Raw genomic sequence first — 13,334 nt, 5'->3', positions numbered from 1 at the left:
GATCGCCGATCGTCGAGGTCCCGGCCTCAGGCCGAAGCGCGCCGCACCAGTTCCGTGGCGGTGATCACCGGTCCGGCCACGGCCCCCTCGCCCCGGTCCGCCAGGGTGCCCAGCAGCAGCCGCGCCATCAGCCGGCCCATGCCCTCGATGTCCTGGCGTACGGTCGTCAGCGGCGGATCGGCGCTCTCGGCCACCGGTTCGGCGTCGTCGAAGCCGACCACCGCCACATCCGCCGGCACCGAGAGGCCGGCCTCCCGCAGCACCCGCAGGGCGCCCGTGGCCATCAGGTCGTTCGCGGCGAACACCGCGTCGATGCCGGTGCCGCGCTCCAGCAGTCCGGCCATCGCGCGGGCCCCGCCCGCCACGGTGAAGTCCCCTTCCGCGACCAGCGCCTGATCGACCGCCGGCAGCACGTCCCGGTAGCCGCTGAGCCGGTCGGCGGCCGAGGTCTGGTCGAGCGGGCCGGCGATGTGCGCGATCCGCTCGCGCCCCTGCTCCAGCAGGTACCGTACGGCCGCGCGGGCTCCGCCGCGGTTGTCCGCGTCCACGTACGCCACGCCCTCGGGCTCACCGGGGCCCGCGGTCCAGCCCGGCCGCCCGCCGTAGACCGTGGGCATGCCGAGCCGGCGGGTGATCGCGGGCAGCGGATCGTCGGTGTGCAGGGAGAAGGCGAGCGCCCCGTCCACGTGGCCGCCCGCCAGGTAGCGCTCGATGCGGTCGTAGTCCCCGCGGTCCTCCACCAGCAGCAGCACCAACTGGGTGTCGTGCGCGGTCAGTTCCTTGCTTATGCCGCGCACCTGCCGGGAGAAGAACGGGTCGGAGAAGATCCTGACCTCCGGCTCGGCGATGATCACCGCGACGGCGTCCGTGCGCCGGGTGACCAGGGTGCGGGCCGCCGGGTTGGGCACGTACCCGAGGTCCCGGACGGCCTCGCGCACCTTGTCCACCAGGTGCGCGCGGACCCCGTCACCGCCGTTGACCACGCGGGACGCCGTGGCCCGGGACACCCCGGCGCGCTCTGCCACCGCCTCCAGAGTGGGGCGGTTGCCGGGACGCTGTTCGGGCACGGGCGCTCCTCCTGGGTGTCCGCGGCCGGTGGCCCGGCCGGGCAGCAGGGTAACCCGTACCGCCGGGAGACGAGGAGCGCTCCCGGCGGCCGGGCCCGTCTCAGTGCCCGAAGTCGAACCAGTTGACGTTCACGAAGTCGGCGCCCTGGCCGCTGGTGAAGGTCAGGTACACGTCGTGCGTGCCCGTGACGGCGCTGATGTTCGCCGGTACCGTACGCCAGCTCTGCCAGCCGCCGGTGTTCGCGACGGAGAAGCTGCCGATCGGCGCGCTGGTACGGCTGTCCAGCCGGACCTCGACGAGCCCGCTCACCCCGCCGGCCGCGCCGGAGGCGACGCGCCCGTGGAACTGCCGCGCGGCGGTGGAGCCGAAGTCGACGCCCCTGTAGAGGACCCAGTCGCCGTTGCCGATCGTGCCGAGGTCCTGGCCGCCGCCGGTGTCCGAGGTGGGATCCTTCACCACGCCCGCCTGGCCGTCGTAGGACTCGGCCTGGATCGCGGAGTACGCGTCGCGGTTGCCGGCCGGCGGGGTGGTCGGGGGAGTCGTCGGCGGGGTCGTCGGAGGTGTGGTGGGCGGGGTCGTGCCGCCCGTCGACCGCAGGACGGACACGTAGTCGACGACCATCGGATGGCCGGGCTGGGTGCCCGCGTCGGGGCCGCCGCCGAAGGCGTCCGGGAAGCCGCCGCCCATGGCGACGTTCAGGATGATGAAGTAGCCGTGGTTCGTGGCGTTGGTCCAGGTGGCGGCGTCCACTTGGTTCGCCCGTACGGTGTGGAAGGTCAGCCCGTCGACGGAGAAGCGCAGCTCCTCGACCGCCGTCGACCGGTCCCACTCGACGGCGTAGGTGTGGAAGCCGCCCTGGCAGCTGGTGCCCGGGCAGACGCGCTGGCCGCCTATGCCGGAGGTCTCGTTGCAGGGGCCGCCCGGGCTCGTCCCGCAGTGCATGGTGGCCCAGACATTGTCGATGCCCTGGACGTTCTCCATGATGTCGATCTCGCCGATGCCCGGCCAGTTCCACCAGTTGCCGCGGTACGGCGCCCCGAGCATCCAGAACGCCGGCCAGTAGCCCTTGGCCGCGGGGCCCGTGACGTTCGGCATCTGGATGCGCGCCTCGGTGCGGAGCTTGCCGCCCGCCGGGGGCTGGAAATCGGACCGCCTGGTCTCGACGCGCCCGGAGGTCCAGTTCCCGGCGGCGTCCCGCCGCGGGGTGATCCGCAGGTTGCCCGCCCCGTCGAGGGAGACGTTGGCGGGGTCGGAGGTCATCGTCTCGATCTCGCCGGTGCCGAAGCCCCCGGGGCCGCCGGGGTAGCTCGTGCCGGTGGTGTACTGCCAGTCGGCGGTGTTCACGCCGGAGCCCGCCGCCCCGTTGAAGTCGTCAAGGAAGACCTGGGACCAGCCGGGCGGGGTGGGGGGAGCCGCGGCGCTCGCGGGCAGGGTGACGGCCGCGGCGGCCGCCGCGACCACGGCGATCGTGCCGATCGCGGCCGTCACGGCCCGTCGGACGGTCGGCCGTTTCCTACCGGATGTCTCACGCATGGGGGCCCTCTCGGACGGGGGGTCGGGGGAGTACACCGCTTGAGAGCGCTCTCAAGCGGCGCCGCTGGACACTGTGCTCCCCGCCCATGAGGGCGTCAAGAGATTGAACCGGGAAGGGGCGGGCGGGCCAAGGGAGTTCACACGTTGAACACCCACCCCTCGCTCGCGGATCGCTCGCCGACCCGCCGCCGGTGAGCCCGTCCGCCACCCGTTCACCCGTGCGGACCAGCCCGCCGTGCTCAGTTCGGCCGGCCGAGGACCTCCTCCGCGCCGGGGAGCTCGTACACCGAGGCCGCCCTTCCGGTGAGCGGCAGCAGCCCGGCGAGCGGGCAGGACGACGGCATCTCGTGGTCGACCTCCCACTCGCCGACCGCGCTCCCGCGACCGCCGCGGTCGGTGGTGCACACCGCGTAGAGCCGGCCCGCGCAGCCCCGGCAGAGCAGGGCGTCGTGGCCGGTCACGGCCGGCCCGGGGGCCGCGCCGCGGCCGGGAGCGGGAGAGGAAGCCCGCTCCCGGCCAACGTGCCGGGTCCGCCCCGCGCTTGTAGCGTCGGACGCGTCAGGAGACCTGGTGGTCCGACAGGAATCCGCCGGCCGGTGCGCATCCGCGGCACACGCCCCACGAGCGCACCGAGCCACCTGAGCGCAGCCCGCGCGGGCGCCGAGACGGTCGATCCCTCGCGCCGCGGCAGGGCGTACGCGCAGCCCCCGTACGAGAGGCCGTGCCGATGCAGAACGACGTACCGATATCGAGCCTGCTGCGTGTGGAAAAGGGCATGGCCGCACCCGAGGAACTGGCCGCGATCGCGGTCGTGGTGGCCTGTTGCGCGCGCCGCACGGCCGAGGCCCGTCATGCCGCGAAGGCCGGAGCGGGGGAAGGCCGCCGGCGCCCGGCCAAGCCGTCCGCGGGCTGCTGGGCGGGCTGCTGGGCCTGTAGCTGATCCTGCCCCCGGACCCGTTCCCGGACCCGTTCCCCAGCCCGTCCCCGAGCCCGTCGGCGTGTCTGTCGCTGAACCCCGGCCGCCGGCCGCGCGCACGGCCGGCGGGAGGGGGAGTGAAGGGGTCACTTCCGGCGGAGCACCGTGGAGAGGACCTCGAGCAGGGTCGCCGGGGGATCGGCCACGGCACCCTCCGAGCGCCACGCCACGAACCCGTCGGGGCGTACGAGCACCGCGCCCGCGGGGTCCGTCTCGTGGACCTCGGCCCAATCGGTACCCTCCTCCTGGACGAGGTCGGCGCCCGGCCCGGAGCCGATGGCGTAGGCGTCCAGCCGGACGGCCGGGAGCTGCCCGGCCACCCGTTCGGCCGCCTCCCGCCACGGCGTACCCGCGCCGCTGAGCAGCACGAACGAGCGCTCGTACAGGTCCAGGGCGGAGATCCGCTCACCGGCCCTGAGCAGCCACATGTGCGGGGCCCGGGTACCGGTGTCACCCGTCAGGCGCATTGCCTGGGGGATGATCGCCCGCTGCGGATCGCCGCCGATGACCGCGCCGCTCGGGTAGCAGTAGCCCATGGCGGTGGGCAGCACCCCGCTGCCCGGCCCGCCGCCCATGGTGGGCGGCGGCGCGTACCCCGGGTGGCTGTGCTCCGCCGAACGGGCCGACGCCCGCTCGCTCGTGGCCTTGGCCACCGGCAGCCGCTCGACCTCGTAGGTGTCGAGCAGCTCGATGCCGGCGGCCCCGTCCAGCACCGCGGCGACCTTCCAGGCCAGGTTGTGCGCGTCCTGGATGCCCGTGTTGGAGCCGAAGGCCCCGGTCGGGGACATCTCGTGGGCCGCGTCACCGGCCAGGAACACCCGGCGGCCGGACGAGTACGTTTCCGCCACCCGTTCGGCGGCGTGCCAGGGAGCCTTGCCGCCGATCTCCACATCCAGGTCGGGTACTCCGATGGCGTTGCGGATCTGCTCCACGCACCGCTCGTCGGTGAAGTCCTCCAGGGTCTCGCCCCGGTCCGGGTGCCAGGGGGCGTGGAAGACCCACTGCGTCGCGTTGTCCACCGGCAGCAGCGCCCCGTCCGCTCCCGGCCGCATCAGGTAGCAGACGATGAAGCGCAGATCGCCCAGCACCTCGATGAGCCGCTCCGAGCGGAAGGTGACGCTGACGTTGTGGAACAGCTCGCCGTTACCCGTCTGCGGGATGCGCAGCTGCTCCCGCACGGGGCTGCGCGGCCCGTCGGCGGCGATGAGGAAGTCGGCGCGCACGGTGGTGTGCTCGCCCGTCTTGCGGTTCTTGACCAGGGCGGTCACCCCGGTCGCGTCCTGGTCGAAGCTCATCAGCTCGGTGGAGAACCGGATCTCGGCTCCCTGCGCGCGGCTCTGCGCGGCCAGTACCGGCTCGATGTTGTTCTGGCTGCACAGGCACCAGCCGGTGGGGCTGAACTTGCGCAGCGCCCCGGACGGGTCCACCGACTTGATCAGCCACGTGTGGTCGCCGTCGGTCAGTGACCTGGCCTGCAGAATGCCCTGAACACCCTCCAGCGCGGACGCCGCCTGGCGGATCGCGCGTTCGGCCCCCGCCGTGCGGAAGAGCTCCATGGTCCGGGCGTTGATGCCGCGGCCGCGCGGGTGCGGGGAGGTACCGGAGTGCTTCTCGACCAGAAGGTGCCTCACTCCGTGGCGGCTCAGGAAAAGCGATGTGGACAGGCCCACGAGGGAGCCGCCCACGACGAGAACCGGTACGCGAACATCGGCGTTGTCTTCCATCAGCTGCGGGCTCCTGTTTTCTGTGTGGGGGAGTGGACTCTTTATGCCCCCGATCGTCGATGAGGCCCGGTTGATTCGCCGGTTGTCACCCGCTTGATCCGGACATGTAGCGGTACCCGCCCACCCGGATGACGATGAGCGACAGCGGCTCCCCCTGAGATGCGCCGGCCCCGCCGTTCCCGACCGAGACGGCCGCCGGCCCGGGCGGACGCCACCGGTGACGGACGAGGGGTCCGTACGCGATGGATCTCCACCCCCTCATGAAGGAGTGAGTAGATGACAACCACCCTGTCCGAACGGGTGTCGCAGTCAGCCTTCGACGGCTCCATGCTCCGGGTCGTCCTGCTGATGGACCTCCACGAGGGAACCCAGCAGCAGTTCTTCGAGGCGTACGAAAAGCTCCGCAACGACATCGCGTCGATCCCGGGCCACATCAGCGACCAGTTGTGCCAATCCTTCGAGAACCCCTCGCAGTGGCTCATCACCAGCGAGTGGGAGAGCGCCCCGCAGTACCTCGCATGGGTCAACAGCGAGCACCACGCCGAACAGGTCAAGCCGCTGGGCGCCTGTGCCCGCGCCATGCGCCCGCTCAAGTTCACCGTCCTGCGCGAAACCGGGCGCGGCTACGACCAGGCGGCGCGGCCGGCCACCGCACGGCTCCAGCCCGTACCCCGGCTGGGCGAGGGCATCGTCCGCCACGCCCTCACCTTCACCGTCAAACCGGGCAGCGAGAAGCAGGTCGCGGCCATCCTCTCCGACTACGCCTCCCCGGCGGCCCGCGTCGACGACCACACCCGGCTGTGCCGCACCTCGCTGTTCATGCACGGCAACCGCGTCGTACGGACCGTGGAGGTCAAGGGAGACCTGATGGCGGCCCTGCGGCACGTCTCGGAACAGCCCGAGGTGCGCGCCGTCGAAGAGGCCATCAACCCCTACCTGGAGCAGGACCGGGACCTCAACGACCCGGAATCCGCACGGATGTTCTTCATGCGGGCGGCGGTCCCTGCGGTCCACCACATCGCCGCACCGGAGCCGGAATCCGACGACGTGCAGCGGCACGCGCTCTTCTACCCGGCCAAGCCCGGCTGCGGCACGGCGCTCGCCCGGTTCCTGGCCCGCCAGGACGAGGCCGCCGCCGGCCGCCCCGCCAGCCCCGTTCGGAGCAGCAGCATCTTCCAGCGCGACGACATCGTCGTCCGCCTGATCGACGTGCGCGGCCCGTTCGACGCCGAGCCCGACACGACCTTCGGCATCCGGGGCCCGCGCAAGGCGGCGGTGCTCGGTCGCCTGATGGCCGAGCACGGCGAGCGCGTCCGTGCCGCGCACCACACCATGAACCTGATCACCGACCGCCGGGCCCCCGCCCAGTCCTGATCCCTCTCGGTCCCCCCACCACCCCCAGCCCCGTCCAGGCTCCCCACACGCCAGGAGGAACCCGCCATGACCAGACAGCGCCCACGCATCGTCGACCTCAGCGAGACGCCGCCCAACCGCCGGCGCGGTGGCGACCTCAGGGCCGTCCTCACCCCGACCTCCGTGGGCTCCACCAGCGGCTTCATGGGCATGGCGATCATGGCCCCCGGGGAGTCCATCGCCGAGCACTACCACCCGTACTCCGAGGAGTTCGTGTACGTGGTCGCGGGCCGGCTGGAGGTCGACCTCGACGGCGAGGCCCATCCGCTGCGCACCGACCAGGGGCTGCTGGTCCCCCTCAACGTGCGCCACCGGTTCCGGAACATCGGCGACACCGAGGCCCGCATGGTCTTCCACCTCGGCCCCCTCGCCCCTCGCCCCGAGCTCGGCCACGTCGACACCGAGGAGGCCCCGCACCCGGAGAGCACCGCGTGGGCGCAGCCCCCGGACCGCACGGGAGCGGTCTCGTGACCCGCCGCCGGGTGGCCGTCACCGGAGTCGGGGTCGTCGCGCCCGGCGGGATCGGCGTCTCGGCCTTCTGGGACCTGCTGTCCAACGGCCGTACGGCGACGCGCGGCATCACCCTCTTCGACCCGACCGGCTTCCGCTCCCGGATAGCCGCGGAGGTCGACTTCGACCCCGCCGCGCACGGCCTCGGCGCGGGCGAAGCGGCCCGCGCGGACCGGTACATCCAGTTCGCCCTGGTCGCCGCCCGCGAGGCCCTGCTCGACGCCGGCCTCGACCTCACCACGGACGAGGCCTGGCGCACCGGAGTCTCCCTCGGCACGGCCGTCGGCGGCACCACCCGCCTGGAGCACGACTACGTCGCCGTGAGCCAGTCCGGCGCCTGGTGGGACGTGGACGAGAAGCTCGCCGGGCCCTACCTGCACCGGGCGTTCACCCCCGCCACCCTCGCCTCCGCCGTCGCGGAGCACACCGGTGCGCGCGGCCCCGTACAGACCGTGTCCACCGGCTGCACCTCGGGACTCGACGCCATCGGGTACGCCGTGCACTCCATAGCCGAGGGCCGGATGGACGTGTGCATAGCCGGTGCCTCGGACTCGCCCATATCGCCGATCACGGTGGCCTGCTTCGACGCCATCAAGGCGACCTCGCCGAACAACGACGACCCGGCGCACGCCTCCCGGCCGTTCGACGCCGACCGGGACGGGTTCGTCCTCGGCGAAGGCGGCGCCGTCCTCGTACTCGAAGAGCTGGAACACGCCCGCGCCCGCGGTGCGACCGTCTACTGCGAGATCGGCGGCTACGCCACCTTCGGCAACGCCCACCACATGACCGGGCTGACCGCCGAGGGCCTGGAGATGGCCCGCGCCATCGAAACCGCCCTCGACCAGGCCCGGACCGGCGCCGGCGAGATCGACTACGTCAACGCGCACGGCTCGGGAACCAAGCAGAACGACCGCCACGAGACGGCGGCGGTCAAGCGGGTCCTGGGCGACCACGCCTACAAGACGCCGATGACCTCCATCAAATCCATGGTGGGTCACTCCCTCGGCGCCATCGGGGCGATCGAACTGGCGGCCTGCGTGCTCGCCATGACCCATCAGGTCGTACCGCCGACGGCGAACTACGAGACGCCCGACCCCGAGTGCGACCTGGACTACGTGCCCCGCACCGCCCGCGGCCGCAAGCTGCGCAGCGTGCTCTCGGTCGGCAGCGGCTTCGGCGGATTCCAGTCCGCCGTGGTCATGACCCGGCCGAAGGAGGAGGTCTCGTGACCAGCCGTACGGTCATCACGGGCATCGGGGTCGTCGCGCCCAACGGCGTCGGCGCCGAAGCCTTCTGGAAGGCCACCCAGTCCGGTGTGAGCGTGCTCGACCGGGTCACCCGGGCGGGCTGCGAACACCTGCCGCTGCGGGTCGCGGGAGAGGTACGGGGCTTCGAGCCCGGCAGCATGGTCGAGGACCGCTTCCTCGTCCAGACGGACCGCTTCACCCACCACGCCCTCGCCGCGGCCGACCTCGCCCTGGAGGACGCCCGGCTCGGGCAGGCCGACTACGCGGACGACCCCTTCTCTTTCGGCGTCGTCACCGCGGCCGGTTCCGGCGGCGGCGAGTTCGGGCAGCGCGAGCTGCAGCACCTCTGGGACCAGGGACCCCGCTACGTGGGCCCGTACCAGTCCATCGCCTGGTTCTACGCCGCGAGCACCGGCCAGATCTCCATCCGCCGCGGCCTCAAGGGCCCGTGCGGGGTCGTCTGCAGCGACGAGGCGGGCGGACTGGACGCCTTCGCGCACGCGGTCCGGGCGATCCGCCAGGGCAGCCGGGCGATGCTGGTCGGGGCGACGGAAGCGCCCCTCGCGCCGTACTCCATCGTCTGCCAGCTGGGGTACGAGGGCCTGAGCACCCGGGACGACCCCGAGCGCGCCTACCGGCCGTTCACCGCCAAGGCCTGCGGGTACGTCCCCGCGGAGGGCGGAGCGATGTTCGTCGTCGAGGACGAGGCGGCGGCCCGCGGGCGCGGCGCCACGGTGCGCGCCGTACTGGCCGGCCACGCCGCGACCTTCAGCGGCACGCAGCGGCCGGACCCCTCGGGCGAGGGACTGGCCCACGCGATCCGGGGCGCCCTCCGGGAAGCCGGCTGCGCACCCGAGGAGATCGACGTGGTCTTCGCGGACGCCCTGGGCACGCCCGAGGCGGACGCGGCCGAGGCGGCGGCCATCGCCGACGCGCTCGGCGCGCACGGGCTCAAGGTGGCGGTCACCGCGCCCAAGTCCGGTACGGGCAGGGCGTACTGCGCGGCGCCCGCCCTGGACACCGCGGCAGCGGTCCTGGCACTGGAGCACGGCATCGTCCCGCCGACCCCGAACGTCTTCGACGTGTGCCACGACCTCGACGTGGTGACCGGCAGCGCCCGCCCCGCGGAGCTGCGCACCGCGCTCGTGCTGAGCCGCGGCCGGATGGGCTCCAACTCCGCGCTCGTCCTGCGCAAGGGCTCCTCGGCGCCCATGTAGCGGGACACGTCAGGACCCGCACGGTCCCCTCGTAGGAAGAGAGAACTCCACATGTCCGACCGACTGACCCTGGAGGAGCTGGCGGCCCTGATGAAGTCCGCCGGCATCACCGTCGACCCCTCCGAGCTGGCGAGCCGTCCCGACTCGGCCTTCGACGACTACGGCCTCGACTCGCTGGGCCTGCTCGGCATCGTCGGGGAGCTGGAGAACCGGCGCGGCCGGGCGCTGCCCACCGATGCCGACCGCTGCAAGACCCCCGGCGAGTTCCTCGACCTCGTCAACAACAGCCTCATGACCGGAGCGTGACATGCCAGGACACACCGAGAACGAGATCACCGTCAACGCGCCCGTGGACGTCGTGTGGGAGATGACCAACGACCTCCCCAACTGGCCGCAGCTCTTCAGCGAGTACGCGTCGCTGGAGATCCTCGACCAGCAGGGCGACACCACCCGCTTCCGCCTCACCATGCACCCCGACGAGAACGGCAAGGTGTGGAGCTGGGTCTCGGAGCGGACCATGGACCGCAAGAGCCTCACGGTCCGGGCCCGGCGCGTGGAGACCGGCCCGTTCGCGCACATGGACATCCACTGGCAGTACTTCAAGGTGCCGGGCGGCACCCGGATGAAGTGGACCCAGGACTTCGCGATGAAGCCGGAAGCGCCGGTCGACGACGCGTGGATGACCGACAACATCAACCGCAACTCCCCGATCCAGATGGCGCTCATCCGCGACAAGATCGAGCAGCGCGAACGCGAGAACCGCACCCCCGCCGTCACCCGCGTCTGAAAGGCAGGCCATCCGGATGCAGTCCACGCACCGCGCTCTCATCGTCGCCCGCATGGCGCCGGGATCGGCCCCGGACATCGCCGAACTCTTCTCCGGCTCGGACGCGGGCGAACTCCCGCACCTGGTCGGGGTCACCCGCCGCAGCCTGTTCCAGTTCGGCGACGTGTACATGCACCTGATCGAGTCGGACCGGCCGCCCGGCCCCGCCATCGCGAAGGTCACCGAACACCCCGAGTTCCGGGACCTCAGCGAGCGGCTCACCGCCTACATCAGCCCGCACAACCCGGAGACCTGGCGCAGCCCGAAGGACGCCATGGCCCACGAGTTCTACCGCTGGGAGAAGCCCCCCGCGAAGTGACCCGAGCGGCACGGGACCCGCACACCGGCGTGTGCGGGTCCCGCCGCATGAACCGCCGGCACCCCAGGGGGTGTCCTGCCCCGAGACCAGGAGACGGCATGAACCCGACCGACCACGAGACCTTCCCCGCGGACCCGGCCCGCCCGCACGACGGCGCGAAAGCCCGTTCCTCCCTGCGCGTGCTCGTGCTGTCCGGGTCCTCCCGCACCGGCTCGGTCAACGCCCGCCTGGCCGCCCTCGTCGCGCGCCTGGTGGTCGGTGCCGGGGCGGTCGCGGACCCGGCGTCGCTCGGACAGTTCCCCATGCCGCCGTACGACGGTGACGCGGAGGCCGACGAGGGGCTGCCGAAGGGCGCGCAGGCCCTGTGCGAGCGGATCGAGGCGGCCCAGGCGCTGGTGATCGCCTCGCCCGAGTACAACGCCTCCGTCCCCGGCGTGGTGAAGAACGCCATCGACTGGGTCTCCCGCTTCCGCCCGCAGCCCTTCAAGGACAAGCAGACCCTGCTGGTCTCCGCCTCGCCGTCGATGGTCGGCGGCAACCGCGGCCTGTGGGCCCTGCGCGTCCCGCTCGAACACCTCGGGGCCCGGGTCTACCCCGACATGTTCAGCCTCGCCAATGCCCACCACGCCTTCGGCGCGGACGGCTCGCTCGCCGACCGGGGCCTGGCGGAGCGGCTGACCGCGACCACCGCGTCCTTCCTGGACCTCGTCGAGGCCGACACCCGCTACCTGTGCCTCCAGCGCCGCTGGTACGAGTTCCTCGGCGACCAGACCGACGCCGCGGTGACCTCCCGGGCCCAGGACTGATCTTCGTCGGCCACAGGGCGTGAGCTATGTTTGATCCCGGGTGACATGAGAAGGAGGCCCTCCGGTGTCATCGGGTCAGCAGGCACGCGCACAGGCGGCTGCGATCACGCCGAGCGGCCAGTCGTCCGAGGAGGTCCGCCCTCCGGCCGACCGGCTCCTCGCGCTCTTCGACGGCCGCCGCCTCTCCCCGGGCCAGCGCCGCATCGCGCAGTACCTGATCGACCACCTCACCGAGGCCGCGTTCCTCTCGATCACCGAGCTCGCCGAACGGGTCGGCGTGAGCCAGCCCTCCGTGACCCGCTTCGCCGCCTCCCTCGGGTTCAGCGGCTACCCCGCGCTGCGCGACGTGCTCCAGCCGATCGCGCTGAGCGCCGTCGCCGGATCGCCCGACTCCCGTGAGCAGATCCGCCGCAACGAGCTCCAGGCGGCCGTCGACGCCGAGATCGAGAACCTGGAGCACGTACGCCGGCTGCTCGCGGACACCAACCAGGTGCTGGACATCGGCCGCGAGCTGGCCGCCTCGGTGCCCCTGACCGTCCTCGGGCTGCGCATCTCGGTCTCCCTCGCCGAGTACTTCGCCTACGCGGCCCGGCGCATCCACCCCGACGTGCGCCTGGTCACCCGCGGCGGCAGCGTCGCCTTCGACGCCCTGCTCCAGTCCAGGGCGGCCGGCGGGACCTGGGTCCTGGCCTTCGCCATGCCCCGGCACGCCAAGGAGACCCTGGCCGCCATCCGGGCCGCCCGCAGCACGGGCCTGCGCGTCGTCCTGATCACGGACCCCACGCTGGGACCGCTGGTGGACGAGGCGGACGTGACGCTCACGGCGGGGACCGGGTCGCGGCTGGTTTTCGACTCGTACGCGGCGCCCGGGATGCTCTCCGCGGCACTACTTCAGGCCATGGCCGACGCCGATCCGGAGCGGACGCAGGCGCGCCTGGAGGACTACGAGCAGGTCGCTGACCAGCACGGTTTCTTCCTCTAGGGCGAATCCCAGCCGATCTACGCGGGGATATATTCAGCCTGCGGCGTGCATGAAATTTTTCATGCGCTTGCCTACTCGACGGTATATATGTTTACTGACGACGGCGTTCCGGATCCACCAGATGCCAAGGAGGGCGACCCCACGTCCTCCCGAACCACACGCGCGGCACGACGAACCTCCTCACGTCGCGGCCGCGGGTCGAGTCCAGGCTTTCGGATCCCGCAGAGCGCCCTGGCGGCCTCGGTCAACCCCTGGGCCGAGGCCGCCCAAGCAACGTCTCGATCAGAGTTCGACACCACTCGGAAGTGACGAGAATGCCCCAGACGGCCACCATCACGCGCAGTCCCGACTGGCCCTTGCAGGTCAAGGCGCCCGGGACCCACGACTGGGAACGCACGGCCACGCGCTGGCTGCGGGACCTGCTCCCGGCCCGCTACGGCGGCTACCTGACCCTGACCCGGCATCACGCGCTCCTGGCGCGGCACGTGCAGCTCCAGCTGCAGCACGAGATGCGCGCCGTCCGGGTGGCCCTGCAGACCAGCCGTGCCGAACTGCCCATGATGGGCGTAGCCGAGTCCGTCATAGAGAACACGATCAGGATGTACGCGGTGGAGCTCGAACAGCTGGGGCGCCTCGCCCGCGGCGCGCGGCTCGTCACGGACGCGCTCCTGGTGGGCACCACCCCCGCCCAGCGCAAGCGCTGAGGTGCGGAG

15 protein-coding genes are annotated in these 13,334 nt (G+C 72.3%); 11 read left to right on the top strand and 4 right to left on the bottom strand.

Annotated features, from left to right (window positions below; all coding sequences use genetic code 11):
* Window positions 1-26 precede the first annotated feature (26 nt).
* The 3 genes from ACFWBN_RS02650 to ACFWBN_RS02640 all read right to left on the bottom strand — a co-directional run bounded on the left by ACFWBN_RS02650 (window position 27) and on the right by ACFWBN_RS02640 (window position 3,062).
* A complete protein-coding gene (locus ACFWBN_RS02650; RefSeq protein ID WP_385169386.1) occupies window positions 27-1,067 on the bottom strand; it encodes a LacI family DNA-binding transcriptional regulator in 1,041 nt (346 codons plus the stop codon).
* A 100-nt stretch (window positions 1,068-1,167) separates the two neighbouring features.
* Window positions 1,168-2,601, bottom strand: coding sequence for a glycoside hydrolase family 16 protein (locus ACFWBN_RS02645; protein WP_385169383.1), 1,434 nt, complete (start codon window positions 2,599-2,601; stop codon window positions 1,168-1,170).
* Window positions 2,602-2,840: 239 nt separating this feature from the next.
* The gene (locus ACFWBN_RS02640) at window positions 2,841-3,062 is read right to left on the bottom strand and encodes a hypothetical protein (protein ID WP_385169380.1); all 222 of its coding nucleotides are present in this window, start codon (window positions 3,060-3,062) and stop codon (window positions 2,841-2,843) included.
* Window positions 3,063-3,376: 314 nt separating this feature from the next.
* Between ACFWBN_RS02640 and ACFWBN_RS02635 the strand changes: the two genes are divergently transcribed.
* Window positions 3,377-3,541, top strand: coding sequence for a hypothetical protein (locus ACFWBN_RS02635; protein WP_385169378.1), 165 nt, complete (start codon window positions 3,377-3,379; stop codon window positions 3,539-3,541).
* 122 nt (window positions 3,542-3,663) lie between these two features.
* Here ACFWBN_RS02635 and ACFWBN_RS02630 read toward each other — a convergent pair whose 3' ends face one another.
* Complete coding sequence (locus ACFWBN_RS02630) at window positions 3,664-5,301, bottom strand: FAD-dependent oxidoreductase (RefSeq protein WP_385169376.1); 1,638 nt, start codon at window positions 5,299-5,301, stop codon at window positions 3,664-3,666.
* A gap of 276 nt (window positions 5,302-5,577) precedes the next feature.
* Here ACFWBN_RS02630 and ACFWBN_RS02625 point away from each other — a divergent pair, with 276 nt between their 5' ends.
* The 10 genes from ACFWBN_RS02625 to ACFWBN_RS02580 all read left to right on the top strand — a co-directional run bounded on the left by ACFWBN_RS02625 (window position 5,578) and on the right by ACFWBN_RS02580 (window position 13,325).
* Window positions 5,578-6,675, top strand: coding sequence for a SchA/CurD-like domain-containing protein (locus ACFWBN_RS02625; protein ID WP_385169373.1), 1,098 nt, complete (start codon window positions 5,578-5,580; stop codon window positions 6,673-6,675).
* Window positions 6,676-6,741: 66 nt separating this feature from the next.
* Window positions 6,742-7,185: a cupin domain-containing protein gene (locus tag ACFWBN_RS02620; protein WP_385169371.1), complete on the top strand. Its 444-nt coding sequence runs from the start codon at window positions 6,742-6,744 to the stop codon at window positions 7,183-7,185.
* Window positions 7,182-8,453 (top strand): beta-ketoacyl-[acyl-carrier-protein] synthase family protein, encoded by a 1,272-nt coding sequence (locus tag ACFWBN_RS02615; protein WP_385169368.1) that lies wholly within the window; start codon window positions 7,182-7,184, stop codon window positions 8,451-8,453. Before ACFWBN_RS02620 ends, ACFWBN_RS02615 begins: the two co-directional genes overlap by 4 nt.
* On the top strand, window positions 8,450-9,688 hold the full coding sequence (locus tag ACFWBN_RS02610; RefSeq protein WP_385169365.1) for a beta-ketoacyl synthase N-terminal-like domain-containing protein: 1,239 nt from the start codon (window positions 8,450-8,452) through the stop codon (window positions 9,686-9,688). The genes ACFWBN_RS02615 and ACFWBN_RS02610 overlap by 4 nt, the downstream gene beginning before the upstream one ends.
* A gap of 51 nt (window positions 9,689-9,739) precedes the next feature.
* Window positions 9,740-9,994 carry an acyl carrier protein gene (locus tag ACFWBN_RS02605; protein ID WP_385169363.1) on the top strand — a complete coding sequence of 85 codons (255 nt, stop codon included), beginning with the start codon at window positions 9,740-9,742 and terminating at the stop codon, window positions 9,992-9,994.
* A 1-nt stretch (window position 9,995) separates the two neighbouring features.
* On the top strand, window positions 9,996-10,475 hold the full coding sequence (locus ACFWBN_RS02600; RefSeq protein ID WP_385169360.1) for an SRPBCC family protein: 480 nt from the start codon (window positions 9,996-9,998) through the stop codon (window positions 10,473-10,475).
* 16 nt (window positions 10,476-10,491) lie between these two features.
* Window positions 10,492-10,833 carry a TcmI family type II polyketide cyclase gene (locus ACFWBN_RS02595; RefSeq protein ID WP_385169357.1) on the top strand — a complete coding sequence of 114 codons (342 nt, stop codon included), beginning with the start codon at window positions 10,492-10,494 and terminating at the stop codon, window positions 10,831-10,833.
* Window positions 10,834-11,006: 173 nt separating this feature from the next.
* Window positions 11,007-11,639, top strand: a complete 633-nt coding sequence (locus ACFWBN_RS02590) for an NADPH-dependent FMN reductase (RefSeq protein WP_385169715.1) — start codon at window positions 11,007-11,009, stop codon at window positions 11,637-11,639.
* Window positions 11,640-11,703: 64 nt separating this feature from the next.
* Window positions 11,704-12,621: a MurR/RpiR family transcriptional regulator gene (locus ACFWBN_RS02585; protein ID WP_385169355.1), complete on the top strand. Its 918-nt coding sequence runs from the start codon at window positions 11,704-11,706 to the stop codon at window positions 12,619-12,621.
* 314 nt (window positions 12,622-12,935) lie between these two features.
* Window positions 12,936-13,325: a hypothetical protein gene (locus tag ACFWBN_RS02580; RefSeq protein ID WP_385169713.1), complete on the top strand. Its 390-nt coding sequence runs from the start codon at window positions 12,936-12,938 to the stop codon at window positions 13,323-13,325.
* Window positions 13,326-13,334 lie beyond the last annotated feature (9 nt).

Source organism: Streptomyces sp. NPDC059989, from assembly GCF_042736975.1.
Taxonomy (GTDB): domain Bacteria; phylum Actinomycetota; class Actinomycetes; order Streptomycetales; family Streptomycetaceae; genus Streptomyces.
Note: the sequence above shows the minus strand (reverse complement) of the source record. Positions and strands in the feature narration are given on the sequence as shown.

Excerpts from the sequence above, each read along its gene's own strand:
- ACFWBN_RS02635 (WP_385169378.1), top strand. The coding sequence starts at position 3,377 with ATGGCCGCACCCGAGGAACTGGCCGCGATCGCGGTCGTGGTGGCCTGT.
- ACFWBN_RS02600 (WP_385169360.1), top strand. The coding sequence starts at position 9,996 with ATGCCAGGACACACCGAGAACGAGATCACCGTCAACGCGCCCGTGGAC.
- ACFWBN_RS02645 (WP_385169383.1), bottom strand. The coding sequence starts at position 2,601 with ATGCGTGAGACATCCGGTAGGAAACGGCCGACCGTCCGACGGGCCGTG.
- ACFWBN_RS02630 (WP_385169376.1), bottom strand. The coding sequence starts at position 5,301 with ATGGAAGACAACGCCGATGTTCGCGTACCGGTTCTCGTCGTGGGCGGC.
- ACFWBN_RS02620 (WP_385169371.1), top strand. The coding sequence starts at position 6,742 with ATGACCAGACAGCGCCCACGCATCGTCGACCTCAGCGAGACGCCGCCC.
- ACFWBN_RS02625 (WP_385169373.1), top strand. The coding sequence starts at position 5,578 with ATGACAACCACCCTGTCCGAACGGGTGTCGCAGTCAGCCTTCGACGGC.
- ACFWBN_RS02605 (WP_385169363.1), top strand. The coding sequence starts at position 9,740 with ATGTCCGACCGACTGACCCTGGAGGAGCTGGCGGCCCTGATGAAGTCC.
- ACFWBN_RS02580 (WP_385169713.1), top strand. The coding sequence starts at position 12,936 with ATGCCCCAGACGGCCACCATCACGCGCAGTCCCGACTGGCCCTTGCAG.
- ACFWBN_RS02595 (WP_385169357.1), top strand. The coding sequence starts at position 10,492 with ATGCAGTCCACGCACCGCGCTCTCATCGTCGCCCGCATGGCGCCGGGA.